The organism is Streptomyces sp. NPDC111507 (assembly GCF_055638955.1).
In genome coordinates, this window is the sequence record NZ_JBVKBU010000015.1 from 1 (window position 1) to 23,353 (window position 23,353).

The following is a 23,353-nucleotide window of genomic DNA, read 5'->3' on the forward strand; positions in this document are numbered from 1 at the left end:
CGGCGTCATCGAGCAGACCCGCCGGCACGCGGCCGTCGCCGCACTGCTGCGCGTCCCGCACGTGGTCCTCGCCGTCAACAAGATGGACCTCGTCGAGTACAAGGAGTCCGTCTTCGCCGCGATCGCCGAGGAGTTCACGGCGTACGCCTCCGAGCTGGGCGTTCCCGAGATCACCGCGATCCCGATCTCGGCGCTCGCCGGTGACAACGTGGTGGACGCCTCCGCGAACATGGACTGGTACGGCGGCCCGACGGTTCTGGAGCACCTGGAGACGGTCCCGGTCAGCCACGACCTGGGGCACTGCCACGCCCGTCTGCCCGTGCAGTACGTGATCCGCCCGCAGACCGCCGAACACCCCGACTACCGGGGGTACGCCGGTCAGATCGCCGCCGGTAGCTTCCGGGTCGGCGAGAGCGTGACCGTGCTGCCCTCCGGGCGCACCACGAAGGTCGCCGGGATCGATCTGCTGGGCAAGCCCGTCGACGTGGCGTGGACCCCGCAGTCGGTGACCCTCCTGCTGGAGGACGACATCGACGTCTCACGCGGCGACCTGGTCGTGCCGAGCAAGGACGCGCCCCCGACCACGCAGGACGTCGAGGCGACCGTCTGCCACGTGGCCGACCAGCCGCTCACCGTCGGCCACCGGGTGCTGCTCAAGCACGGCACCCGCACGGTGAAGGCGATCGTCAAGGACATCCCGTCCCGGCTGACGCTCGACGACCTGTCGCTGCACCCGCACCCGAGTCAGCTGGTCGCCAACGACATCGGCCGCGTCAAGATCCGTGCCGCCGAGCCGCTTCCGCTCGACTCGTACGCCGATTCCCGGCGCACCGGCGCGTTCATCCTGATCGACCCGGCGGACGGCACCACGCTGACCGCGGGCATGGTCGGCGAGTCGTTCGCCGCGCCGCAGCCGGTCAAGGACGAGGGCGACGACGACGGGTGGGACTTCTGACATGACGTCCACCGACTTCTACTCCACGTTCGCCAAGGAGGGCGGCCGCGTCGGCAGCGGCGCCCTCGGCAGCGGGCAGGGCGGAGTGGCGCGATGTGCGTAATGACGTACGCGCACTGCCTGCGCGCCCCGTCCCCCCACCCGACGTCCCGGATGCGACGACGAAGACCTGCCGACCTCCCGGCCACGACCTGAGATCGTGACCGCCGGGCCAACGAGAGGAACCCCTCCCGTGCCTGCCATCCGCTCGACCTTTGTACGCCGCGGCATAGCCGCCGCCGTCGCACTGCCCCTGCTCGCGCTCGCCGCCTGCAGCTACGGCTCCGAGAAGAAGACCGACTCCTCCTCGAAGGAGAACGTCGCCGCCGGGTCCTCGAAGATCGAGGGTCTGGACACCGTGAAGATCGGCTACTTCGGCAACCTCACGCATGCGACCGCGCTGGTCGGCCGCCAGGAAGGCCTCTTCCAGAAGGCGCTGGGCGGCACGAAGGCGGAGTACTCCATCTTCAACGCGGGCCCCTCCGAGATCGAGGCGCTGAACTCGGGCTCGATCGACATCGGCTGGATCGGCCCCTCGCCCGCGATCAACGGCTTCACCAAGTCCCAGGGCAAGAGCCTGCGCATCATCGGCGGTTCGGCGTCCGGTGGCGTGAAGCTCGTGGTGAACCCGAAGAAGATCACGTCCCTGAAGGACGTCAAGGGCAAGAAGATCGCGACCCCGCAGCTCGGCAACACGCAGGACGTGGCGTTCCTCAACTGGATCGCGGAGCAGGGCTGGAAGGTCGACGCACAGAGCGGCAAGGGCGACGTCTCGGTCGTCCGTACGGACAACAAGATCACCCCGGACGCCTACAAGTCCGGCTCCATCGACGGCGCCTGGGTGCCGGAGCCGACCGCGTCCAAGCTGGTCGCCGAGGGCGGCAAGGTACTGCTCGACGAGGCCTCCCTGTGGCCCGACAAGAAGTTCGTGATCACGAACATCATCGTGTCGCAGAAGTTCCTCAAGGAGCATCCGAAGGTCGTCGAGGCCGTACTGAAGGGCTCGGTCGACACCAACAAGTGGATCAACGCCAACTCCGACCAGGCGAAGGCCGCGGCCAACGCCCAGCTGAAGGTCGACTCCGGCAAGGAGCTCCCGGCGAACGTGCTCGACCCGGCCTGGAAGTCCATCCAGATCACCAATGACCCGCTGGCCTCCACCCTCAACACCGAGGCGGAGCACGCGGTCAAGGCGGGCCTGCTGGAGAAGCCCGACCTGAACGGGATCTACGACCTCACGCTCCTGAACAAGGTCCTGGGGGCCGCGGGCGAGAGCACGGTCGACGACGCCGGTCTCGGCGTCAAGTAAGGACCCACACCGATGAGTTCCCAGGAGGTGACGACCATGGCCACAACCCTCGCCAAGGCCGCCGACGGCGCCGAAGTGACGGAGCACGCCGCCCGGATCGAGCATGTCTCGAAGTCCTTCGCCGGACCGGCGGGGCCCCAGCTCGTCCTCGACGACATCACCCTCGATGTCGCGCCGGGCGAGTTCGTCACCCTCCTGGGGGCCTCGGGGTGTGGAAAGTCGACGCTGCTCAACCTGGTCGCGGGCCTCGACGCCCCGACCGCGGGCAACATCACGACCAACGGGCGTCCGGCCCTGATGTTCCAGGAGCACGCCCTCTTCCCGTGGCTGACCGCGGGCAAGAACATCGAGCTCGCGCTGCGGCTGCGCGGTGTCGCGAAGTCCGACCGCCGCGACCGGGCGGAGGAGCTGCTCGAACTCGTCCGGCTGAAGGGCGCGTACGGGAAGCGGGTGCACGAGCTGTCCGGCGGTATGCGCCAGCGCGTCGCGATGGCCCGCGCGCTCGCCCAGGACAGCCAGATCCTGCTGATGGACGAGCCGTTCGCGGCGCTGGACGCCATCACGCGGGACGTCCTGCACGACGAACTGACCCGGATCTGGCGCGAGACCCAGCTGTCCGTCCTCTTCGTCACCCACAACGTGCGTGAGGCGGTGCGGCTGGCCGAGCGGGTCGTCCTGCTGTCCTCGCGCCCCGGCCGGGTGGCCCACGAGTGGCGGGTCGACATCCCGCAGCCGCGTCGTATCGAGGACGCGGCCGTGGCGGAGCTGTCCGTCGAGATCACCGAACAACTGCGTGGGGAGATCCGCCGCCATGGCCAGCACTGAGACGAAGGCCGACGCGGCCGGCCGGCCCGTCAAGGACAACCCCGGCAACGACATGGCGGGCCTGGAAGCGGGCCTCGACGCCCTGGAGACGACCGCGCATTCGGGCCGGCCCACCTTCCGCCAGACCTTCGTCGAGAAGATCCTGCCGCCACTCGTCGCCATCGCCCTGGTGCTGGTGGTGTGGCAGGCGCTGATCTCGTTCAAGGTCGTCACCGACCCGAGCAAGCTGCCCTCCCCGTCCGACGTCTGGGGCGAGGTCAAGGACGCCTGGCTGCAGGGCACGCTGCTCGACTACATCTGGACGAGTGTCTCGCGCGGTCTGCTCGGGTTCCTCTTCGCCCTGGCGATCGGTACCCCGCTGGGTCTGCTGGTGGCCCGGGTGAAGTTCGTCCGCGCCGCGATCGGCCCCATCCTCTCCGGGCTCCAGTCGCTGCCCTCCGTGGCCTGGGTGCCGCCGGCCGTCATCTGGCTGGGCCTGAACAACTCGATGATGTTCGCGGTGATCCTGCTCGGCGCCGTCCCCTCCATCGCCAACGGCCTGGTGTCGGGCGTGGACCAGGTGCCGCCGCTGTTCCTGCGGGCGGGCCGCACGATGGGCGCGACGGGCCTGCGCGGGACCTGGCACATCGTGATGCCGGCCGCGCTGCCCGGCTATCTGGCCGGTCTGAAGCAGGGCTGGGCGTTCTCCTGGCGCTCCCTGATGGCGGCGGAGATCATCGCCTCCTCCCCCGACCTGGGCATCGGCCTCGGTCAGCTGCTGGAGAACGGCCGCACCGCCAGTTCCATGTCGATGGTCTTCCTCGCCATCTTCCTCATCCTGTTCGTCGGTATCGCCATCGACCTGCTGATCTTCAGCCCGCTGGAGCGATGGGTGCTGCGCAGCCGCGGTCTCCTGGTGAAGAGCTGAGCCCGTCATGACGAGTCGTCCGGTCCTCCTGGTCATCGCCCACGGCAGCCGCGATCCGCGGCATGCCGCGACGGTGCACGCCCTCGTACGGCGTGTGCGGGCCCGGCGTCCGGGCCTGCGCGTGGAGACCGGCTTCCTCGACTTCAACATCCCCTCGGTGCCGGCGGTGCTGGAGTCCCTGGCGGCGGAGGGCGTACGCGATGTGGTCGCCCTCCCTCTCCTGCTCACCCGCGCCTTCCACGCGAAGGCGGACATCCCGGCGGTCCTGCGGGAGGCCCCGGCGCGGCTGCGCATCCGCCAGGCGGAGGTGCTCGGTCCCTCCCCCCTGCTGACGGCGGCGCTCGAACGCCGGCTGTACGAGGCGGGGCTGACTCCCGCCGACAAGTCCTCGACGGGGGTCGTGCTGGCCTCCGCGGGGTCCACCGACCCGGAGGCGATCGCGGTGATCGCAGAAATCGCGCGGGAGTGGCGGCACACCGGTTGGTGCGCCGTGCGGCCCGCGTTCGCCTCCGCATCCCTTCCGCGTACCGAGGACGCGGTGCGTGAACTGCGCGCCCTCGGCTGCGCCCGTGTCGCCGTCGCCCCCTACGTCCTGGCCCCCGGCTTCCTCCCGGACCGCATCGCCCGCGGCGCCGCCGAGGCGGACGTACTGGCCGACGTACTGGGCCCGGCGCCGGAGGTGGCACGGGTCCTGCTGGAGCGGTACGACGAGGCACGCGTCCCGGTGCCGGTGGCGCTCGGCGCCTGAACGGTCATGCCTTGGTGGTGGCCGTCACGGTGACCGCCGGTCCCGTGCCCGCCGCCGTCACCGTCGCGATCGTGACGGTGTACGAGGTGCCCGGCCTGAGGCCGCCGATCACCCGGAACATGCCCTTCGCCGAGGGCTGGCCGACCAGCGCGTCCCGGCCCGTGACGTCGATCGGTGCGCGGCCGTCGGAGACGGTGACGCGGTAGCCGACGACCTTGGCGTCGCCGGTCGCCGTCGGCGGGGTCCAGGCCACGGTGGCCGCGGTGGACGCCGTACGCAGCTTGGGGCCGGTCGGTGCGCCCGGCAGCGCGGTCACGGCGGTCGGGGTCAGCGGGAGCGAGGCGAGCGACGGGGCACTGGCGCCGTGGGCGTTGCTCGCGGTGACGGTGACCGTGAGCGGGCCGGCTGACGCGGGCAGTCCACCGATCCGTACGACCGCCGTGCGCTTGAACTCGGCCGCGCCGACGGCCTGTTCGAGCACCTGGCGCCCGGACGCGTCGTACGCCCGCGCCGTGTAACCGGTCACCGGTGAACCGCCGTCCACGAAGCTCGGGTTGAAGGTGACGTACAGGGCGTCGACGCCCGCCGTGCTCGTACCGACGCGGGAGGGTGCCTCCGGGGTGGAGACGGCGCCGACGCGGCGGTTCAGCAGTCCGCGGTGGGCGGGTTCGAGTCCCGCGTTGCCGATGATCTCCGACGGTACGTCGGACGGGGCCGCCATGATCTTGTTGCCGGTCGTCACCAGGCCCTTGTTGTCGCCGTCGGCGGTTCCCTCCTCCCACCAGTTGTCCTTGACGAGGGTCGGGTCGTTGTTGCCGAGGGTGTCGCGGTAGTCGGTGTGACGGGAGGCGACGTTGGCGTACGAGGCGTTGTAGAGGACGTTGCCCTCGACCGTCTCGTAGGTGCAGCCGTTGTCGGTGTAGACGTTCTTGCCCAGGCCCCACTGGTCGTGGATGACGTTGCCGGTGACCTTCTCGCCGTCGGCCAGGGAGGTGCCCGTCAGCCCCTGGGTGTAGATGCCGCCGCCGTCGTCGAGCATCTGCATGTAGTCGAAGATCAGGTTGTCGCGGACCGTGTTGTCGTGGCTGGGGTTGGGGGTCGCCGGGTCGCCGATCTTGTCGGGCCAGCCGCCCCAGCCGAGCGAGACGGCGCTGTAGCCGACGTGGTCGATCTGGTTGTGGGCGATCGTGGTGCTCTGGGTCCAGCCGTTGAGGATCGCCACGCCGCCGTGGAACTCGCGTGGCAGTCCGTAGAGGTGATTGTCCGTCACCTGGACGCCGGAGGCGGGGTTTTGCCCGTCCACTCCACCGATCTCCAGTCCGTTGCCGGAGATGTCGGTGAAGACGCTGCCGCTGACCGTGGAGTCCTTCGAGCCGGTGCCCAGGTCGAGGCCGGACGCGCCGAGATGGGCGAAGACGTCGTCGCTGAACGCGATGCGCTGCCCGTGGGCGAAGGAGACGTTGCCCGGCATCTTGGTCCAGGACGCGAAGGGGCAGGTGCCGCCCTCGACGTACTGGCACAGGCCCTGGGTCGCCCAGCCCTTCTCGCCGGTGATGGTGTAGCCCGCCTGGATCTCGGAGAAGCCCTCGGGCCCCGAGGGGGTGAGCCAGGTGGCGTAGCTGAACTGCAGGCCGCGGAAGGCGAGGTCGTGGACGGGCGCGGCGGCCGTGCCCCGTCCGTCGATCAGTTTCTCGGCCTGTGCCGCCTCGACGTCGGCGCGCGCGAGGTTCTCGCCCTTGCGGGGCAGGTAGTAGACCCGGTGCGCGCCGCGGTCGAGGTACCACTCGCCGGGCTGGTCCAGGAGTTCGTAGGCGTTCTCGATGTACGTCGCCTTGCCGCTGTTGGTGAGGTGGCCGGGCCCGACCATGCTGACCGTGCGGCCGGGGATGTCCGGGAACTCGACGCGCTTGTTGGAGTTGTCCCAGCACGGCTGGACCATCGTGATCGTGGTGCCCTCGGCGGCGGCGATGCGGCAGCGCGGCTCGGTCCACTGGCCCAGGCCGTTGCGCTCGACGTTCCACAGGGACTCGCCGCTGGTGTAGACGAACTCGGCGTCGGAGGGGTGCTTCCAGTGCGCGAGGGCGTCGGAGGACGCCGTGTACCCGGTGGCGGTCTGGGTGAGGGTCACCGGCACGGCCCCGCGGGCGCGCTGGGCGCGCACCCCGTCGACGTACAACTGCCGGGTGTCGGTGAGGCCTTGGGGAGCGGGCGCGGACCACAGCCCCGCCCTCCCGGCGACCGGGCGCCAGCCCTGGACCTGCCGGCCACCGCTGATGACGGTGTTCCCGGTGCCCTGCCAGATCACCTGGTGACCGCCGGTGCCCGAGTCCCGGGCGTCGAGGGTGAGGGGTGCGGTCTGCCGGTACGTACCCGACGCGAGGTGGACCGTCAGGTCGCCCTTCATCCCCGTGACGCGTTGGCGGACGAGGTCGCGGGCGCGTTCCAGGGTGCGTACGGGGTGGCGGGCGGTGCCGTTCGCGTGGTCGCTCCCGCTCGGGGAGACGTAGAGGTCGAAGGACGCGGGCTGGGCGGAGGACACGGCACCCGGAATTCCGAGGGCCAGGACCGTGGAGATCAGGGTGACTAGGGCGGCTCTTCGGCGCATGGGCATGTTCCCCTCCCGTGGGATCAGCCGGTACCCAACGCCGAGAAAGGTAGGATCTATGATGCGTCACCGTCAATGAATGCGACAGAGAACGGCCCAGCTCCCTTCCCACGGACACCCATTCATCCGAGCAGTGTTCATATTCCAGACCACTGTTCAGTCGAAGGACAGTCCTCCCGTCCTCGTCCGCTTGAGCTCGAAGAAGTCCGGGTGGGCGGCGAGGACACGGAAGCTGTCGAAGAGCTCTGCCGCGCGCTCGCCCCGCGGAACGGCCCGCAGGACGGGGCCGAACCACACCGTTCCGTCGACATGGAGGGTGGGGGTGCCCACATAGCCGTCCGAGCCGGGCTCCCGGCCCGCCTCGTGACTGCGGCGTACCGCCTCGTCGTACGCGGAGTCGTGGGCCGCGGCGGCCAACGCGGCCGGGAGCCCCAGTTCGGCGAGGGAGTCGGCGACCACGGCGTCGAAGTCCTCGGCCCCCCGGTCGTGGATGCGGGTGCCGAAGGCGGTGTAGAGGTCGCGCAGCACCTTCTCGCCGTGCTGTTCGGCGGCGGCCACCGCGACCCGCACGGGACCGACGGACTTGTCGACCAACTCCCGGTACCAGTCGGGGAGTTCATTGCCCAGGTTGTGCAGGTGAAGGCTCATCACACGGAAGCGGAGGTCGAGCGGGCGGGCACGCTCGACCTCCAGCATCCAGCGTGAGGTGATCCAGGCGAAGGGGCAGGCCGGGTCGAAGTAGAAGTCGACGCGGGTGGGCGAGTCGTCCGTCCTCGGGTTCGTCATACCGTCGAGGCTAGCCAGTCAATGGCACAGAATCTCGATCCAATCCGAGGGTGATTCACTGGCCCAATCTCCCGACTCCTTGTGCGACGGGCCCTACCGCCGGGCCAGGCGTGGATCCCGGCCGCTGTGGGCGAGGGCGCGCTCGAAAGCGGGCGCGTCGTCGGGCACGGGTACCGGTTCGGCGAAGCCGTCGTACTGGCGGTACAGGTCGGCGTGCGTGTCGACGACGTCCAGGACGAACCGGGCCGCGCCGTCCGAGATCCGGAACTCCTGGCCGGTGGCCGTCGCGACGTCCCAGCCGTGCACCGCCATCTCCTTGACGATCATCGAGGCGATGTCGGCGGCGGGCATCTTCGCCATCCCGAGGTCGACCACGCCCTCCCACACCGCGGGGTCGTCCCAGGCGGTCACGGCACGGTCGAGCTGTTCGGCGTATGCCCGCGCCCAGCCGGGATCCGCCGTGAAGTCGCGGCCGGTCAGCTCCTCGGGGAGCTGCCTCCGCAGCGCACGGTGCTCCAGGCCGTGCGAGGTGTAGAGGACCCAGTGGTTCACCAGGGCGCGCAGGTCCCAGTCCGGGCAGTGCGTGGGACCGGGCTCCGCCAGCTGCGCCGCCGTGACACCGCCGGCCACCCGGGCGGCCTCGGCGGCGCATTCCACCATGTACGGGTGCACGTTCTTGTACGGATTGCTCATGCGCTCCACGCTAGGGACGCGGCGCGCCCTCCTCTTGAACAAACGCGACAGCCTCGTCCGCCATGCGTACGAGCTCCGCGACCGGCAGCGACCCCGCCGCCCTGCGCTCGCGCGCGAAGGTGTTCGCGAGCCGCTGGAGCAGCTCGTTGAGCGGGGTCGGCACACCGTGCAGCCGGCCGAGGAGGACGATCTCGCCGTTGAGGTAGTCGGCCTCGATGGTGCCGGTGCCACGGTCGAGGGACTGCCAGGAGGAGCCGCCGCCGCGTTCGGAGCCGTCGAAGGGCTCGAACCGGATCTTGTTGTCGCGGACCTTCTTCTGCTCCTCCTCGCCGGTGTACACGAGGTCGGCGGCGGCCAGCACCGCCTCGCCCTCCGCGCGCACCCGCGCGTAGAGCGCCAGGCCCTCCTCGCTGGTCAGGACGCCGCTGACCGCCTCGATCGCGTTGGCGAGATTGCCGAGCAGCTTGGCGTACTGCCAGCGCGCCACGTCCGGCACGACCGGTGCCTCGAAGTGGGCCTTCTCCAGGTCGGCCGCGATGCGGCGGGCCGTGTCGTCCGTGCCGTGCGGATGGCGGCCCAGGTGCAGGATTCCGGTGAGCGGGGTGCCCGCCGCCGACACCGCACCCGGCTCGACGAGGGTCGCGGGCAGCCAGACGCAGACCCCGTACACCCGACGAAAGCGGCGCAGCGCGATCCGGGGGCTCTCCACCCCGTTCTGCGCGCAGACCAGCGGCAGCCGTTCGGCGGCCGTGCCACCGCCCGCCACGGGGGCCGGGCCCCACGCCTCCAGGGCCGCCTCGCTGTCCTGCGTCTTCACCGCCAGGACCAGTACGTCGTCGGCGCGCAGCTCTCCGAGCGCCGCGGGTCCGTCGACCGTGAGCAGCCGGTACGTACGTGTCCCCTCCGAGGTCATGAGCCGCAGCCCGCGTGTGCGCAGCGCCTCGTAGTGCGCTCCCCGCGCGACCAGTGCCACCTCGTGGCCCGCCTCCGCCAGCCGACCGCCGATGGCCCCGCCGACCGCTCCCGCTCCGATGATGATGTAGCGCATGGGGACGAGCCTCGCACAGTCGTGTGTACCCTCCATGAAATGGTTTCGGAAAGCTTCGCCCTCGGCGGTCTGCCGCCGGTGCGGCGGCTCGGCTACGGCACCGCCCAGTTGACCGGTCCCGGCTACTGGGGGCCGCGCGGGGACGCCCGGGACGCGGTGGCCGTGCTGCGGCGGGCCGTGGGGCGCGGGGTCACCCTCGTCGACACCGCCGACAACTACGGTCCCTCGATCGCCGAGGAGCTGGTCGCCGAGGCCCTGTACCCGTACGCCGAGGGCCTGTTGATCGCGACCAAGGGCGGCGTCGTGCGCACCAGCGACCGTGCCTGGCACGTCGACGGGCGGCCCGAGCGGTTGCGGGCGATGTGCGAGGCGAGTCTGCGGCGGCTGCGGCTCGAGGCGATCGGCCTGTACCAGTTGCACCGGCTCGATCCGGCCGTGCCGATGGCCGAACAGCTGGGTGCGCTCGACGAGTTGCGCGCGGAGGGCAAGATCCGGCACATCGGGCTCGACTCCGTCACCGCCGAACAGCTGGCAGAGGCACTGCAGTTGACCGACATCGCCTCGGTCCAGAACCGCTTCAACCTGCTCGACCGCGACTCGGAACCGCTGCTGAAGCTGTGCGAGGCGCGCGGCATCGCCTTTCTGCCCTGGTTCCCGCTGGGCAACGGCTCCCTCACCGCCGACCAGGGGTGCGCCCGGATCGCCGCCGCGCACGGGGCGGCACCGGGGCAGATCGCCCTGGCCTGGCTGCTGCACCGCTCCCCGGTGCTGTGCCCGACCCCGGGCACGGGATCCCTCGCTCATCTGGAGGAGAACCTCGACGCGGGCGTGGTGCGGCTCACCGCCGAGGACATGGCGGCGCTGGGTTGACCCTGCCCCTGGGGCAAGGACCAGTACCTGAAGCAGACGCCGTACAGCGATCCGGGCGACGCCCTGGACCTCGGCGGACTGCCCCGTGATCCGGGACAACTCGCCCGTGTCGTCAGAGATCTGATCATCCATCGGGGCGAGGGCTCGCGCTTCGGCTACGTCATCCCCGAGGAACGGGTGCACGAGGACGCGGAGTCGCGTCACGCGACGGAGGTGCTGCGGATCCTCGCGGAGCGCCGGGACGCGCCGCTCACCGAACGGCGGGCGCCCGCGGAGCGGTTCGTGGGAACGTGCCGGGACTTCGCGCTGGTGCACTGCTCCCTCCTGCGGGCCACGGGGACGGCCGCCCGGCTCCGTTGTGGATTCGCCCGGTACTTCGACGCGTACTACGCCGACCACTGGGTCACCGAGTTCCGTCTGCCGGACGGCGGTTGGCGGCTGGCCGACCCTCAGGTCCACCACGAGTACGACATCGGCTTCGACCCGATGGATGTGCCCCGCGACCAGTTCCTGGTGGCCGGGGACGCCTGGCGGGCGTGCCGCGAGGGAGGGGCCGACCCCCGGAGGTTCGGCGTGTTCGACCTCAACGGGATCGAGGGTCTGTCGTATCACGGCCTGTGGTTCGTCCGCGCCGACGTCCTGCGCGACCTGGCCGCCCTCAACGGCGTCGAGCTACTGCCCTGGGACGCCTGGGGCCCGGAGATCCTCGACGACGACGCGCTCGACGCGGACGACCTCGCCCTGATCGACTCCGTCGCCGCGGCCGGCAGCGAGGACGAGCTGCGGCGCCTGTACCGGGACCCGAGGCTGACGGTCCCGGACGAGATCGTCTCGTACACCACCTATGGCGGCGTACGAAAGGTCACTCTGGGGCGGACCTGAACGGTGTGCCCTGGTGGAAGTACAGGCGCCAGCCGTCCTCCGTCCGCCGCCACAGCGAACTGCGGTGCACCCGGCGGCCGTTGTCCTCCTCCGTGTCGAAGGTGAGGTGGACCAGGTCCGGTGCGAGCTGGACGCCCTTCATCCGTGAGGCGGTGAGGGGCCGCGACCCGGGCGCGGCGTTGCCGGTCAGTTCGGCGAGGACGGAGGCGCGGTCCCACAGCCGCCCTGAACTGCCGAACTCGTAGAAGTCGGGGTGGAGCAGCACTCCCATCCGCTCCGGCGAGCGGCGCACCTCCGCGTCGAGCAGGCTCAGTTCGCCCACGATGGCGGCCTCCACGGCGGGGTTGTGCTCAGGCACCGGTCAGCTCCTCGAGTTTGACGACCGTGTTCCAGTTGCGGGTGGTGGCGGTGACGCCCTTGAGGAGCCGCGGCTTCGACAGGGCCTCGGCGAGCTTGGAGCGCCCCAGTCCGTCGGGGGCGTACAGGTAGAGCGCCCGGTCGCCGATGCGGAACTCCTCCGGCAGGAACACCGCCGGGTCGACCGAGGCGAAGCGTTCGGGGTCGACGGGGCCCGAGACGTAGGTGACGTGCAGCTGCTTGCCCTCCAGTTCGGCGGCCGGGAACGGGCACGCCTCCCGGACGGCCCTCAGATAGGCGTGGTCGCGGACCAGTACGCCGACGCCGAAACCGAAGTGCTTCTCTATGGCCTCGGCCAACTCGGCCGCCAGGGAGTCCTCGTCCCCGCGGTCGGTGGAGAAGACGGCGTTGCCGCTCTGGAGATACGTCTGTACGTCGCCGTGCCCGAGTTCCTCGATCAGGGTGCGGAGCTCGGCCATCGGCACCTTCTTGTTGCCGCCCACGTTGATCCCGCGCAGCAGTGCCGCGTACGTCGTCGTCATCCGCACACCATAGGACGGCCGTCGGGCCCAGGTGGATCAACACCCGCACCCCGGTCCCGATCGGCGACCGCACCCTGATCCGGATCCCCGAGAGGCCCGGATACGTGTAAGGGGCCCCTGTCCTCCCCAGTGCGGAGACGACGGGGTCCGCGGGGAGGAGCCGGGGGTCCCGGGGTTCACCGGGCAGCACGAGGAGACGTTCTTATCCGACCCCTACCTTCATAAGCAGAGGTGACGGCAGGGGGCTGTCACCGTGCACAAGGGGGCTGGCCCGTCATGGGGAACGGAGACATACGGGTGCGGGGCATCGCCGCGCGGGCAGGCGGCTGGAGCGCCCGGCACCGATGGGCCGCCGTGGGCATCTGGGTGCTGTTCGTCGTCCTGGCGATGGGGCTCGGCTCCGCGGCGGGCCGCGTCGACGTCAAGGAGAGCGATCAGCTCAAGGGCGAGACACACACCGCCGCGAAGATCATCGAGGACTCGGGGATCAAGGCCCCGGCCGGTGAGAGCGTCCTGATCCAGGGGAAGGACGCGAGCGTCAAGGCGACGGACGCCGACTTCCGCGCCGCCGTCACGGCCCTCGTCAAGGCCGTCGAGGGGACCGGCAAGGTCACGGACGTGACCTCCCCGTACGACACGAAGACGATCTCCAGGGACGGGCGCAGCGCGCTCGTGCAGTTCGACATGCGGGGCGACGCGGACACCGCGGGCGACCGCGTCGAGCCGGTGCTGAACGCCGTCAAGGGCGTCCAGAAGGACCACGCGGGGCTGCGGATCGAGGAGATCGGCGGCGCCAGCATGCAGAAGACCTTCTCCGACGCGTTCGGCGACGACTTCAAGAAGGCCGAGTACTCCGCGGTGCCGGTGGCCCTCGGTATTCTGCTGATCGCCTTCGGCGCCCTGGTGGCGGCGCTGCTCCCGGTGGCGCTCGCGCTCACCGCGATCATGGCGACGATGGGCCTGATGGGCATCGTCAGCCACCTCCAGCCGATGAGCGACACCGCCAACTCCGTGATGCTCCTGGTGGGTCTGGCCGTCGGCGTCGACTACTGCCTGTTCTATCTGCGCCGTGAGCGCGAGGAGCGCGAGGCCGGCCGGGACGCCGGTGCCGCGCTGCGGATCGCCGCCGCCACCAGTGGCCGCGCCATCGTCGTCTCCGGTGTCACGGTGTGCGTGGCGATGGCCGGCATGCTCTTCACCGGGCTCGCCGAGTTCGAGGCGATGGGACTGGCCTCGCTTATGGTCGTCGCGGTCGCCATGGTCGGCTCGGTCACCGTGCTGCCCGCGCTGCTCTCGCTGCTCGGCGAGCGGGTCGAGAAGGGCCGCCTGCCGTTCCTGCACCCGGACAAGCGGCGCGCCAGGGGCAAGCGCGTCCGGTCCGCCGAGGAGGGCAGCCGGTTCTGGAGCGCGGTACTGCGGGTCGTACTCGCCAAGCCCGCCGTCTCGCTGGTCGTCGCGGCCGGTGCGCTGCTGGCCATCGCCGCTCCCGCCCTCGGCATGAAGACGCAACAGCTGACGCTGGACAAGGAGTTCGGCAACTCACTGCCGATCGTGGGGACGTACAACCGGGTCAACGACGCCTTCCCGGGCGGCTCCGAACCGGCCGAGGTGGTCGTCAAGGCGCACGACATCAACGCCGCCGACGTGAAGTCCGCGCTCGCCGACTTCCGTACGCAGGCCATCAGTTCGGGTGCCTCGCGCGGCCCTGTCGACATCAAGGTGCACGCGGCGCAGAACGTCGCCTTCGTGTACGTGCCCCTCGTGGGCGGCTCCGACCAGGACAAGGCGGAGAAGAGCCTTCAGCTGCTGCGCGACAAGGTGCGGCCCGACACGCTCGGCAAGGTCGACGGCGTCCAGGCGCCGATCACCGGACAGGTCGCCGGATCGCACGACTTCAGCGACCAGTTGCTGGGCTCGGTGGCCCCGGTCTTCGCGTTCGTGGTCGTCTTCGCCTTCCTGCTGATGCTGCTCTCGTTCCGCTCGCTGACGATCGCGATCACCTCGATCGTGCTCAACCTCCTGTCGGTCGCGGCGGCCTACGGCATCCTGGTCGCCGTCTTCCAGCACGGCTGGGGCGCCTCGCTGGTCGGCGCGGAGGGCGTGGGCGCCATCATCACCTGGCTGCCGCTGTTCCTCTTCGTGATCCTCTTCGGGCTCTCGATGGACTACCACGTGTTCGTGGTCTCGCGGATCCGTGAGGCGCGGCTGCGGGGCCGGGACACCAAGGACGCGATCCGGCACGGGGTGGTCACGACGGCCGGTGTCGTCACCAGCGCCGCCGTCATCATGGTCGCCGTCTTCGCGATCTTCGGGACGCTCTCCATGCAGTCCATGAAGCAGATGGGTGTGGGCCTGGCGGCCGCGGTGCTCATCGACGCGACGATCATCCGCGGGGTGCTGCTGCCGGCCGTGATGGCGCTGCTCGGCGAGCGCAACTGGTATCTGCCGAAGTGGCTGAACCGGCTGCCGGACTTCACCCACGACGAGTCGCCGGAGGCCGCGTCCGGACCGCCGGCGGTCGAGGGCGAGAAGGTGGGCGTCTGATCTCCGCACGGTGAGGGCGTACGTGGCCGGGGCGCGCATGCCTCGGCCACGTCGCCGTACGTCGGGTCTACGCCTGACGCAGGCGCAGTTCCGCCTCGATGAGGTCGGCCGCGCGTCCGGTACCGCCCTCTCCCGCCGAGCGCTCCTGGATTTCCCGCAGGCGACGCGCCACCTCTGGATCCTCGACCACGGCGAGGACCGCCTCCCGCAGGGTGTCGGCCGTGGCCTCCGTCATCGGCAGGTGGCGGGCCACGCCCAGCGCCTGGAGCAGGTCGGCGTTGCCGAACTGGTCGACGGCCTGCGGTACGGCGACCATCGGGGTACCGGTGGCCAGCCCCTCCTGGCTGCCGCCCGCTCCGGCGTGTGTGATGAACGCGTCGGCCTGGCGGAGGATGGCCAGTTGGGGCACCCACGGGTGGACCTCCACGTTGCCGGGCACCTCCCCCAGCTCCGCGGGGTCGACGAAGCGGCCGATCTGCAGCACGACGTGCCAGCCTGGCAGCCCGCCGAAGGCCTCGACGCACATGCGGTAGAAGGCGGGCTGCTTGGTGAAGGTGGAGCCCAGCGACACGAGCAGCACCTTCTCGGCGTCCGCGGGCCGCCGCCAGTCCCCCTGCGCGGCGCGGTCGCCCTGGCAGGCGCCGACGAAGGTGTACCGCTTCTCGTCGACGCGCTCGGCGTTCGGCTGGAGTGCCTTGGGGATGAGGACCAGGCACCGGTCGGGGCGGCCCATGAAGTCCTCGACGCTCAGGTCCATGCCGTTCTCCGCGATCCAGCGCGCGAAGGTGTCGTAGAACGCCTTGCCGCGCGGGGTCCGCTTGAGCGGCTCGAACAGCGGCTTGCCGACCTCCTCGTCGTACCCCTCCCAGGCGACGAGGTTCGGGGAGAGCTGCACGATCGGGACGCCCCAGCGGTGGGCGAGCACCCGGGCCGGGTACGCGGTGATGTCGTAGAGCACCAGGTCCGGTTCGTCACCCTCGTAGGCCGCCGCGAGTTGCGGCTCGGCCTGCAGGGCGTCCGTCAGGAACGGCTCGATGTTGTCGATCAGCTCGGTCCCCCATGCCTCCGGGTCGTCGTCCGTGGGCAGGGTCGAGTGCCACAGCTTCGGCTCGGCCCCCGTCTCGGCGACCTTCTCGGCGAAGGCGGGCGGAATCGCGTACGTCACACGGTGACCGCGCGCCACGAGCTCGCGGATCACCTCGATGCTCGGGTTCACGTGCCCGTGGGCGGCGATGGAGAACATGGCGATGTGGGCGGGGCGGGTGGTCATGCGACGACCTTAGGCAAGACGAGACGTCTCGTCCGACTTGTTTTCGCTCGTGTTGACGGCCACCGCCGCCCCTCGGGGCCGGCCCTGCCCCCTCATCTCTGATAGCGGGCCAGTACCAGGTTCCCGTCCCCCACCAGCCGCTTTCTCAGTTCGGCGAGCCCGATCGCCCCGCTGTAGTACTCCTGGAACGCGGGGGTCGCCACCTTGTCCTTCCACTCCGGATAGCCGCGCACGGACTGGGCGGGGGCCGAGCGGAGGTGCGAGGCGAGGGCGGCGCCGGTCGCCCAGCCGTCCTTGGCGGTGTGCAGGGCGGGGTCCTTGAGCGCCTCGGTCCCCGTGGGCAGCATCCAGTCGCCGAGGGCGAGGCGGACCATGTTCTCCGGCCGGAGCAGGAAGTCGATGAACGCGGCGGCCTCCTTCTTGTGCGGGCTGTCGGCGGCGATGGACAGGGTCTGCGGGCTGACGCCCTGAGTGAGCCCGTCCGCGCCGGCCGGGGCGGGCAGCACCTCCCAGTCGAAGTCCTTCGGCGCCTGCTGCACGATCTGCTGGCGGTAGGAGAACCCGAGCGGCACCATCGCGTACTTCCCGCCGAAGAAGCCGGGCAGTGTGTCGGAGCCGCCCATGCCGAGCGTGGCGCTGGAGGCGCTGCGGTCCGTGTTCACCTCGTCGTGCACGGTCCTCGGCACCACCGCGTCGGCCGCGTCGAAGCGGACGGTCACCTTGCCGTCGGCGCCCCGGTGGAACAGCTGTCCGCCGGTGGAGAGGGAGAGGTTGAGCGTCGCCGAGACGGGTTCCCTGAGCGGCCAGGCGACGCCGTACCTGCCTCTGCCGCTCAGCCGCTTCGCGATCGCACGGAACTCGCCCCAGGTCCAGGGCCGTTCGGGCGTCGGAATGCGGACGCCGGACGCCTTCAGCCATCCGGTGTTGGCGATCAGGACGCGTGGCTCCTGGAGGAAGGGCACGCCGTAGACCCCGTCCCCGAAGGTCGCGGTGTCCCAACTGTGCTGCGGTATGTCGGACTTGAGCCGCGCGGGCAGCAGCGTGCGCAGATCGGCGAGATAGCCGCCGTAGGCGAAGTCCGCGAGGTCGTCCGAGGCGTCGTGGATGATGTCCGGCGCCTCGCCGCCCTCGAAGGAGGTGAGCAGCTGGTCGTGGACGCTGTCCCAACTGCCCTGGACGTACTCGACCTTGACGTCCGGATGGGTGGCGTTCCACTCCTTCACCAACGCCTTGTTCGCGGCGACGGACTCCTGCTGCCAGGCCAGGGACTGGAAGCGCAGGGTGATCCGGCCGCCCTGCGATCCACTGCCGCCACCGGAGCAGCCCGTGCCCAGCAGGAGCAGCAGCCCCATGACCAGTGCGACACATCCCCTCGCGCGCACCGGTTTCCCACGCATCGGCTTCGTGCGGATCAGCTTCCTGCGGATCGGTTTCCTGCGCATCAGCTCTTCACCGCCCCGGCGAGCATGCCGCCCGTGATCCGCTTCTGGATGATCGCGAAGACGACCAGGGACGGCAGGGTCGCGAGGGTCGCCGCTGCGGCGAGCGGGCCGAGGTCCGCGACCCCCTCCGCCCCGATGAAGTGGGTGAGGACGACCGGGAGGGTCTGTTTCTCCGGGGTCTTGAGCAGCACGAGCGCGAAGAAGAACTCGTTCCACGCACTGATGAACGCGAACAGCGCCGTCGCCACGATGCCGGGCGCGAGCAGCGGAGCGGTGACGGATAGGAGTGTCCGCGTCCTTCCCGCGCCGTCGACCGCCGCGGCCTCCTCCAGCTCGGCGGGCACGGCCCGTACGTACCCCACCAGCATCCACAGCGCGAACGGCAGCGCCCACACCACGTACACCATGATCAGCCCGGGCAGGGAGTCGATCAGCCGCAGGTTCTTCAGGACCAGGAACAGCGGGATGATCACGAGCACGAACGGGAACGCCTGGCTGACCACGACCCACCCCGTGGCGGCCTTCGCGAGCGGGGTGCGGTGGCGCGCCATGACGTAGGCCATGGGGGTCGCGATCAGTACGGCGACGACCGCCGCTCCGAGGGCCGCGAGCAGCGAGTTGAGCGCGGCGTGGAGCAGCGGCTGCTCGTCGAAGGCCTGGCGGAAGTTGGCGAGGGTGGGGCTCCGGGGGATCCAGGTGGGGTGCAGACTGGCCAGCTCGCGGGCCGGTTTGAACGCGGTGGAGATCAGCCAGAGGAAGGGGAAGGCCAGGAAGACGAGATAGGCGAGCAGGGCGAGGTACTGGCCCGCGCGGGCCGCTTTGCGGGTCTTCACGCGTCCTCGTCTCCCTTCAGCCGGCCTGCCAGCCGGATCGCGAGCAGCACCGAGATCACCGCGACCATCACGCAGCCCATGGCCGCCGCGTAGCCGAACTGCCCGTAGCGGAAGGCCTCTTCGTAGGCGAAGAGCATGGGGAGCCGGGTCCGGCCGCCGGGTCCGCCGTTGGTCAGCACATAGACCAGGGCGAAGGAATTGAAGTTCCAGATGAAGATGAACCCCTAGGATTTCCCATCGCCTCAGCCAGCGACAACATCAGCCACTAGGCTCTCTACCTGGCATTTTGCGCGGGAAGTTGGGCTCTGGTTCGTTCTAGTCGGGTGCTAGTCAGGACGTTCCTATCCCACTCGTTTCCCAGTTTCCCAACTAGGGCTGCACGTGGACTCGACCAGGTCAGCCTTAAGGGCGATGCCGGCAACCAGTGGCGTGCGGTAGACAGCAGACCGGAGCCGGTCCCCATGCACCCTTGAAGGCGAGGGACCGGCTCCGGCTTCTCTCTTCAACGAGTGCTCCATACACCGATTACGGCCCATGGAGTCCTCGTTCGGACGGGTACCCCGCCCTGGCCCACCGTGCGACCGGGGGGTACTTCGCGGCCGTGCGATGGACCAATCGATGCTGCGGCGTTCAGGTGTCCGCAGCACCGAATCTTTCATGGAACATTCGTTCGAGTGACACTACCGTCCCCCGTCCGGCATATGCCATAGCGCCACAGGGCGGGGGCGGCTGACTGCGGGGCCCCTCCTGCTCTACGGCGAGAGGCGGTCCGTCCGTCGCACAGAAACCAATCTTTCTCAGGTGGCGACCATTTGGGTACTGACACAAGATCACTAACGCCGAAACGTGTCACGGGTGCCAGCCCGCCGCAATCCCCGACCCGACTGGGTCATGCAACGACGTATCGCCCTCGGCCACCGCATAGCAGACCTGCGGCGACAGGCCGAGCTATCGCAGGAGCAGCTCGCAGAGCTCGCCGGCATGGAGCGCCGGAGCATCCAGCGGTACGAGAACGCGCGGAGAGATCCGCAGTATTCGGACCTGCTGCTCATCGCTCACGCTCTGAGGGTGCATGTGGTCGACCTCCTGCACGGCTGAACGGACGCGTCCTGGATCTTGACCCGCGTCGTTGAATTCGAGTCAACAGGTAAACCACCGGTAAGGGAACCCGTGTTGGATGCATATATGCGCACGGTTTGATCACACCCCGAGTGATCCCGTAACCGCTTGCCAATCCTCTGGCCAGGGCTTTCCTGACAGGTAACGATTAACGGGCGTTTACTGCCCGCGAGGCAAGGCCACCGCTCAGCCGCGCGTGCCCTTGTGCGCCTCGACGAGCCACTGCCCGGTGCCGCACGGCCCGCTCGTCCGGCATATCTCGCACGCCTGCAGATGCTTGACGAGCGCGGTCCACTCGGGGGTGGGCGGGGCGGCCTGGATCGCCCGCGGCTTCACAGGGCGCCGTCCAGGCCGGTGGCGGATACGGCGGGGCACACGTAGACGGTGCGGACGGCCGAGCCGGTGGGCGACAGCTGGTCGCCGATACGGATCGCCTCGTGATCCCGGCTGCCGCAGCGGCACGGGCTGGGCCCGGCGGGTTCTATGGCGTCCGTCGTGTCGGCGGTCTGGACCGCGGGCTGCGGCTCCGTAGGGTGGGTCATGGCGGCGCTCCAGCGGGTGTCGTCCACGCCCCCGGGCCGGTCAGACGGTCGCGGGGGTCCTGCAATTGCACGGTATACCGCAGTAAACCGCACTGTACTGCGGTCGCGCGGTGTACCGCGTCTATCTACGGTCGACCGTGTGAGTGTGGATCTTGACCGGACGCGGCCGGTATGGCGACAGGTAGCGGCGATCGTCGCCGAACGCATCGCCGACGGCACCTATCCGGCTGGGGCGAAGGTTCCCTCGGTCGTGGAACTCTCGACAGAGTTCTCGATTGCCGCGTCGACGGTGCAGAAGGTGTTCGCCCACCTCAAAACTGAGGGGCTCATCCGGACGGAGGTCGGCCTCGGGTCCTTCGTCGCCGACCAGCCTCCCGCCGAAGGCTGACATGCCGAAGCCCCGCGCGGTGGCGGGGCTTCTCTTTAGGCGGTGAGGTCGGTACGGGCCCCGCGCCCGGGGCGGGCGGCGTGCGCGGTGCGCACCTGCTCGGCGTCATACAGGGACTCTCCACTGCGACCGGCTTCCCTGCTGACCGCCTTGACTCCCCAGCGGGACAGAGTCTTGCGGGCGCTGCCGGTGGTGGAGGCTCCGATGTGCTCGGCGACGGCGGCGATTGTCCACAGGTCCGGCTCTTTCAGCGCCTGCATGACGTCGACGATGTGCTCGGCGAGGCTGCTGGCGACCTCGTAGCTGTCCTGCAGGAGCTCGGGGTCGGCAGTGGGGAACCGTTGGGCTTCGGCGGCGATGTAGTCCTGAAGGGCCGCGTACAGCAGGTCGCCGTGCTCGTAGATGATGCGGGCGGCGGCGCGGGTCGGGTCGGCTTCGGTGGCCTGCTCGACGGCGGGAGTCTCCGTCGGCTCGGGCTCGGGCTCGGTGGCGGGGGTCTCGTAGCCGTTGGTGTCGGTGGGGACGCCCCAGTATTCGACGGCGAGGGCGAGAACGGCGTCGGCCTGCTCGATGGGGAGGACGTAGTAGTCGACGCGGATCCGAGCACCGAGGGCCTCGATGGCGGCGCACTGCTCGACGTTGAGGACCGGAACGTAGCGGCACTTGTCGGTGGGGTCGGCGAGGCGGTGGGCGATCTCGATGACGCCGCGGCCGGTGCGGACGATGACGCGGCCGTGGGTGCCGTACTGGATGCGGTAGTGCTGGCGGGTGCTGTCCATGGTGTCCCCCTGAGTCGGTACTGCCCTGACATCCACAACTATGCCTCACGGTGCGGCATAGTGTAAGGGGGTTGGCCAGACCTACATATGCCGCTCCCGCCCTGCCGGTGCCGCCTGTCAGACCCCCGCCCTAGACTGATCACCATGCCTCCCACTCCCCCGCCTTCGGGCCGCGCACGGCCGTCTGCCGTGGTGAATGAGGAGATCCGCGCTCTGGTCGTGCAGGCGGGCGGCTGGCTGTACGGGGAGGCGCGGCAGCGGTACGAGGTGCTGCGGGATGAGTGGACGGTGGCGACGGCGGCGGAACGCGGGGAGATCGTTGAGGCGGCGTAGGATCCTGCGGTGACTATCGAACTACCCGACGATCTGATCGCACTGGAACGCACCGCCTGGGCCGAGATCCAGTGCGGCGAGCTGACCGTGGAAACGGCGCGCGCCGTACACGAGGGCATCGCCGCCTACGTCGCCGAACGGCAAGCGGCAGGCGATGCGGTGCGGCGGATGGACGTTGAGCTCGGGCTGAAGACGCTCGTCAGGTACACAGCGGCGGCCTGAGCGCGCGGCAGACCCCCTCCGCCGCGGCCTGACAGCAGCGAGCCCCGCACCGGGCGCTGTTCCGGGCGGGGCATCAGCAACAACCCGACTGGATCGTTGGGATGTTGACGACCATGCTACGGGTGGCCGCTGACAACGAGGCCTCTCACCGGCGGGGGATTTGCGGTGAGAGGCCGCATCAGTCTGGCAGGCCCGACGGCGCGGCGGGCGGGATCAGCGGGTCGACAGGCGGTACTCGTCGACGGGGTATGGGATTGCGTGCGTCGCGGCAGCCAGGTTCATCCGCCACTCCAACTCGGCGATGCGCCCGGTGAGACCGTCGTCCGCAGCCATTACCCACCGCTGCGGGACGCGGCCGTACAGGTAGACGGCCTGCTGGTGGCGAAGGTTGCGCAGGGCGCGGTCGGCGTTCGGGTACGGGTGGTGGGCCATCAACCCGCCTCGCCTTGGGCGCGGATCTCCTCGATCTGCGCCTCGCGAAGTCGCCGGAGCTGATCCAGCATGCTGCCCGCGTGATGGGCTGCCGTATGCGCGATGTCGGTGAGTCCGAGCCGTTCGCCTTCCCCGAACTCCCAAGCATCCCGGAGCCCGCGCATTCCGCGCGCCACGCCTTCGAGAGGTGCTGGCTGGGCTGTCACAGCTGCCCCCTATAGAGGATGTCCAGCTCGTCATCGAGGGCGACGGCGTCGGGGTTGCCCGCGAACATCATCACGTCCTGGATCTGGTGGACGGTTTCCGTGATCTGCTCCTGAATGGCGCGCAGACCCTTCAGGTGCTCGGTCAACTCGGCCATCTGTTGGCTCAGCTCGGAACGCTCCATGCGGCCAGGATCCCAGACCATCACGTCTCATCGGGCCAGCTGTGGATAACCCGCCCGTCGGCGGTGTCGGTGAGGGTGATGCGGGCGCCGGGCATGCTGCCGCGCTCGCCGATCCACCGCGTGAACTGGCGGCGGGCGGTCGCCTCCGAGTCCCACCAGCCCTGCATCGCCGGGCGGCCGTCGAGGGCTAGCAGTAGGTGATAGCGGCCGGGGTTCACGTCAGCCTGATCCCGCGGCGCCGGCCCGGCTCCCGCACGATCGCGCCCTTCGCCTGGAGTTCGCCGAGCTGGTAGTGCACGGAGGCGCGGCTGCGCATGCCGACCCGGGCGCCGATCTCCGCGACGGTCGGCGCCTCCCCGCGGTCGGCGATGGTGTCGCGGATGCAGGTGAGGATGCGCTCCTGGGTGACGGTGAGGTAGTCGACCTTGTAGTGGGCCATGGAGTGATTAGAGCGCGCGTTCGATTTCTGGGGCAAGTCGAGACGCAGAAGGCCCG

The 23,353-nt window shown here is 70.0% G+C and carries 29 protein-coding genes and 1 pseudogene; 12 read left to right on the top strand and 18 right to left on the bottom strand.

Annotated elements, in window-relative coordinates:
• The 5 genes from ACZ7M2_RS39570 to ACZ7M2_RS39590 form a co-directional block, all read left to right on the top strand.
• Positions 1-955, top strand: a 955-nt coding sequence (locus ACZ7M2_RS39570; protein WP_471599410.1) for an elongation factor 1-alpha C-terminal domain-related protein, incomplete at its 5' end; no start/stop codon positions are given.
• 232 nt (positions 956-1,187) lie between these two features.
• Positions 1,188-2,303 carry an aliphatic sulfonate ABC transporter substrate-binding protein gene (locus tag ACZ7M2_RS39575; RefSeq protein ID WP_471599411.1) on the top strand — a complete coding sequence of 372 codons (1,116 nt, stop codon included), beginning with the start codon at positions 1,188-1,190 and terminating at the stop codon, positions 2,301-2,303.
• A gap of 36 nt (positions 2,304-2,339) precedes the next feature.
• Positions 2,340-3,128: an ABC transporter ATP-binding protein gene (locus tag ACZ7M2_RS39580; RefSeq protein WP_403701259.1), complete on the top strand. Its 789-nt coding sequence runs from the start codon at positions 2,340-2,342 to the stop codon at positions 3,126-3,128.
• Positions 3,115-4,035 carry an ABC transporter permease gene (locus tag ACZ7M2_RS39585; RefSeq protein WP_471599412.1) on the top strand — a complete coding sequence of 307 codons (921 nt, stop codon included), beginning with the start codon at positions 3,115-3,117 and terminating at the stop codon, positions 4,033-4,035. Before ACZ7M2_RS39580 ends, ACZ7M2_RS39585 begins: the two co-directional genes overlap by 14 nt.
• Before the next feature lie 7 nt (positions 4,036-4,042).
• On the top strand, positions 4,043-4,783 hold the full coding sequence (locus ACZ7M2_RS39590; protein WP_470059442.1) for a sirohydrochlorin chelatase: 741 nt from the start codon (positions 4,043-4,045) through the stop codon (positions 4,781-4,783).
• A 4-nt stretch (positions 4,784-4,787) separates the two neighbouring features.
• On the opposite strand, the gene ACZ7M2_RS39595 is transcribed toward ACZ7M2_RS39590, so the two are convergent.
• From ACZ7M2_RS39595 to ACZ7M2_RS39610, 4 genes are all read right to left on the bottom strand, one after another.
• Positions 4,788-7,388: a fibronectin type III domain-containing protein gene (locus ACZ7M2_RS39595; RefSeq protein ID WP_471599413.1), complete on the bottom strand. Its 2,601-nt coding sequence runs from the start codon at positions 7,386-7,388 to the stop codon at positions 4,788-4,790.
• A 156-nt stretch (positions 7,389-7,544) separates the two neighbouring features.
• A complete protein-coding gene (locus ACZ7M2_RS39600; RefSeq protein WP_352048142.1) occupies positions 7,545-8,174 on the bottom strand; it encodes a mycothiol-dependent nitroreductase Rv2466c family protein in 630 nt (209 codons plus the stop codon).
• Between the two features lie 93 nt (positions 8,175-8,267).
• Entirely contained in the window at positions 8,268-8,867 is a 600-nt protein-coding gene (locus ACZ7M2_RS39605) for a TIGR03086 family metal-binding protein (protein ID WP_471599414.1), read from the bottom strand.
• A 10-nt stretch (positions 8,868-8,877) separates the two neighbouring features.
• Positions 8,878-9,915, bottom strand: a complete 1,038-nt coding sequence (locus ACZ7M2_RS39610) for a ketopantoate reductase family protein (protein ID WP_471599415.1) — start codon at positions 9,913-9,915, stop codon at positions 8,878-8,880.
• Positions 9,916-9,954: 39 nt separating this feature from the next.
• Between ACZ7M2_RS39610 and ACZ7M2_RS39615 the strand changes: the two genes are divergently transcribed.
• Positions 9,955-10,785: an aldo/keto reductase gene (locus tag ACZ7M2_RS39615; RefSeq protein ID WP_471599416.1), complete on the top strand. Its 831-nt coding sequence runs from the start codon at positions 9,955-9,957 to the stop codon at positions 10,783-10,785.
• Positions 10,786-10,962: 177 nt separating this feature from the next.
• Entirely contained in the window at positions 10,963-11,667 is a 705-nt protein-coding gene (locus ACZ7M2_RS39620; RefSeq protein ID WP_471599417.1) for a transglutaminase-like domain-containing protein, read from the top strand.
• Here the strand turns inward: ACZ7M2_RS39620 and ACZ7M2_RS39625 are convergent.
• Together ACZ7M2_RS39625 and ACZ7M2_RS39630 are read right to left on the bottom strand one after the other, a co-directional pair.
• Entirely contained in the window at positions 11,648-12,025 is a 378-nt protein-coding gene (locus tag ACZ7M2_RS39625; RefSeq protein WP_471599418.1) for a nuclear transport factor 2 family protein, read from the bottom strand. The genes ACZ7M2_RS39620 and ACZ7M2_RS39625 overlap by 20 nt on opposite strands.
• Positions 12,018-12,566, bottom strand: a complete 549-nt coding sequence (locus tag ACZ7M2_RS39630) for a DUF1697 domain-containing protein (RefSeq protein ID WP_471599419.1) — start codon at positions 12,564-12,566, stop codon at positions 12,018-12,020. Before ACZ7M2_RS39630 ends, ACZ7M2_RS39625 begins: the two co-directional genes overlap by 8 nt.
• A 276-nt stretch (positions 12,567-12,842) precedes the next feature.
• Here ACZ7M2_RS39630 and ACZ7M2_RS39635 point away from each other — a divergent pair, with 276 nt between their 5' ends.
• On the top strand, positions 12,843-15,110 hold the full coding sequence (locus tag ACZ7M2_RS39635; RefSeq protein WP_352048135.1) for an MMPL family transporter: 2,268 nt from the start codon (positions 12,843-12,845) through the stop codon (positions 15,108-15,110).
• A 67-nt stretch (positions 15,111-15,177) separates the two neighbouring features.
• Here ACZ7M2_RS39635 and mgt read toward each other — a convergent pair whose 3' ends face one another.
• The 4 genes and pseudogenes from mgt to ACZ7M2_RS39655 all read right to left on the bottom strand — a co-directional run.
• The gene (mgt, locus tag ACZ7M2_RS39640; protein WP_471599420.1) at positions 15,178-16,380 is read right to left on the bottom strand and encodes a macrolide-inactivating glycosyltransferase; all 1,203 of its coding nucleotides are present in this window, start codon (positions 16,378-16,380) and stop codon (positions 15,178-15,180) included.
• A 92-nt stretch (positions 16,381-16,472) separates the two neighbouring features.
• Positions 16,473-17,777 (bottom strand): ABC transporter substrate-binding protein, encoded by a 1,305-nt coding sequence (locus ACZ7M2_RS39645; protein ID WP_471599639.1) that lies wholly within the window; start codon positions 17,775-17,777, stop codon positions 16,473-16,475.
• A gap of 44 nt (positions 17,778-17,821) precedes the next feature.
• Positions 17,822-18,655 carry a carbohydrate ABC transporter permease gene (locus ACZ7M2_RS39650; RefSeq protein WP_471599421.1) on the bottom strand — a complete coding sequence of 278 codons (834 nt, stop codon included), beginning with the start codon at positions 18,653-18,655 and terminating at the stop codon, positions 17,822-17,824.
• Positions 18,652-18,870 (bottom strand): annotated as a pseudogene (locus ACZ7M2_RS39655) (sugar ABC transporter permease); the annotation flags it as partial. The gene ACZ7M2_RS39650 and the pseudogene ACZ7M2_RS39655, both read right to left, overlap by 4 nt.
• Before the next feature lie 676 nt (positions 18,871-19,546).
• Here ACZ7M2_RS39655 and ACZ7M2_RS39660 point away from each other — a divergent pair.
• Entirely contained in the window at positions 19,547-19,753 is a 207-nt protein-coding gene (locus ACZ7M2_RS39660) for a helix-turn-helix domain-containing protein (RefSeq protein ID WP_471599422.1), read from the top strand.
• Positions 19,754-19,960: 207 nt separating this feature from the next.
• On the opposite strand, the gene ACZ7M2_RS39665 is transcribed toward ACZ7M2_RS39660, so the two are convergent.
• The gene (locus tag ACZ7M2_RS39665; protein WP_471599423.1) at positions 19,961-20,110 is read right to left on the bottom strand and encodes a hypothetical protein; all 150 of its coding nucleotides are present in this window, start codon (positions 20,108-20,110) and stop codon (positions 19,961-19,963) included.
• On the bottom strand, positions 20,107-20,316 hold the full coding sequence (locus ACZ7M2_RS39670) for a hypothetical protein (RefSeq protein WP_471599424.1): 210 nt from the start codon (positions 20,314-20,316) through the stop codon (positions 20,107-20,109). Before ACZ7M2_RS39670 ends, ACZ7M2_RS39665 begins: the two co-directional genes overlap by 4 nt.
• A gap of 145 nt (positions 20,317-20,461) precedes the next feature.
• Here ACZ7M2_RS39670 and ACZ7M2_RS39675 point away from each other — a divergent pair, with 145 nt between their 5' ends.
• A complete protein-coding gene (locus ACZ7M2_RS39675) occupies positions 20,462-20,704 on the top strand; it encodes a GntR family transcriptional regulator (protein WP_471599425.1) in 243 nt (80 codons plus the stop codon).
• A gap of 35 nt (positions 20,705-20,739) precedes the next feature.
• On the opposite strand, the gene ACZ7M2_RS39680 is transcribed toward ACZ7M2_RS39675, so the two are convergent.
• Positions 20,740-21,483 (bottom strand): hypothetical protein, encoded by a 744-nt coding sequence (locus ACZ7M2_RS39680; protein ID WP_471599426.1) that lies wholly within the window; start codon positions 21,481-21,483, stop codon positions 20,740-20,742.
• Positions 21,484-21,627: 144 nt separating this feature from the next.
• On the opposite strand from ACZ7M2_RS39680, the gene ACZ7M2_RS39685 reads away from it, so the two are divergent.
• Both ACZ7M2_RS39685 and ACZ7M2_RS39690 read left to right on the top strand, forming a co-directional pair.
• Positions 21,628-21,816, top strand: a complete 189-nt coding sequence (locus ACZ7M2_RS39685) for a hypothetical protein (RefSeq protein ID WP_471599427.1) — start codon at positions 21,628-21,630, stop codon at positions 21,814-21,816.
• A gap of 9 nt (positions 21,817-21,825) precedes the next feature.
• The gene (locus ACZ7M2_RS39690) at positions 21,826-22,038 is read left to right on the top strand and encodes a hypothetical protein (RefSeq protein ID WP_471599428.1); all 213 of its coding nucleotides are present in this window, start codon (positions 21,826-21,828) and stop codon (positions 22,036-22,038) included.
• Positions 22,039-22,251: 213 nt separating this feature from the next.
• Here the strand turns inward: ACZ7M2_RS39690 and ACZ7M2_RS39695 are convergent, their stop codons facing one another.
• Genes ACZ7M2_RS39695 through ACZ7M2_RS39715 form a run of 5 tightly spaced genes read right to left on the bottom strand, consistent with a single transcriptional unit; the run spans position 22,252 to position 23,297 of the window.
• Positions 22,252-22,470 carry a hypothetical protein gene (locus ACZ7M2_RS39695; RefSeq protein ID WP_471599429.1) on the bottom strand — a complete coding sequence of 73 codons (219 nt, stop codon included), beginning with the start codon at positions 22,468-22,470 and terminating at the stop codon, positions 22,252-22,254.
• Positions 22,470-22,676 (bottom strand): hypothetical protein, encoded by a 207-nt coding sequence (locus ACZ7M2_RS39700; RefSeq protein WP_471599430.1) that lies wholly within the window; start codon positions 22,674-22,676, stop codon positions 22,470-22,472. The genes ACZ7M2_RS39695 and ACZ7M2_RS39700 overlap by 1 nt, the downstream gene beginning before the upstream one ends.
• Positions 22,673-22,858 carry a hypothetical protein gene (locus tag ACZ7M2_RS39705; protein ID WP_471599431.1) on the bottom strand — a complete coding sequence of 62 codons (186 nt, stop codon included), beginning with the start codon at positions 22,856-22,858 and terminating at the stop codon, positions 22,673-22,675. The genes ACZ7M2_RS39700 and ACZ7M2_RS39705 overlap by 4 nt, the downstream gene beginning before the upstream one ends.
• Before the next feature lie 20 nt (positions 22,859-22,878).
• Positions 22,879-23,076: a hypothetical protein gene (locus ACZ7M2_RS39710; RefSeq protein ID WP_471599432.1), complete on the bottom strand. Its 198-nt coding sequence runs from the start codon at positions 23,074-23,076 to the stop codon at positions 22,879-22,881.
• On the bottom strand, positions 23,073-23,297 hold the full coding sequence (locus ACZ7M2_RS39715; RefSeq protein ID WP_471599433.1) for a LexA family protein: 225 nt from the start codon (positions 23,295-23,297) through the stop codon (positions 23,073-23,075). Before ACZ7M2_RS39715 ends, ACZ7M2_RS39710 begins: the two co-directional genes overlap by 4 nt.
• Positions 23,298-23,353 lie beyond the last annotated feature (56 nt).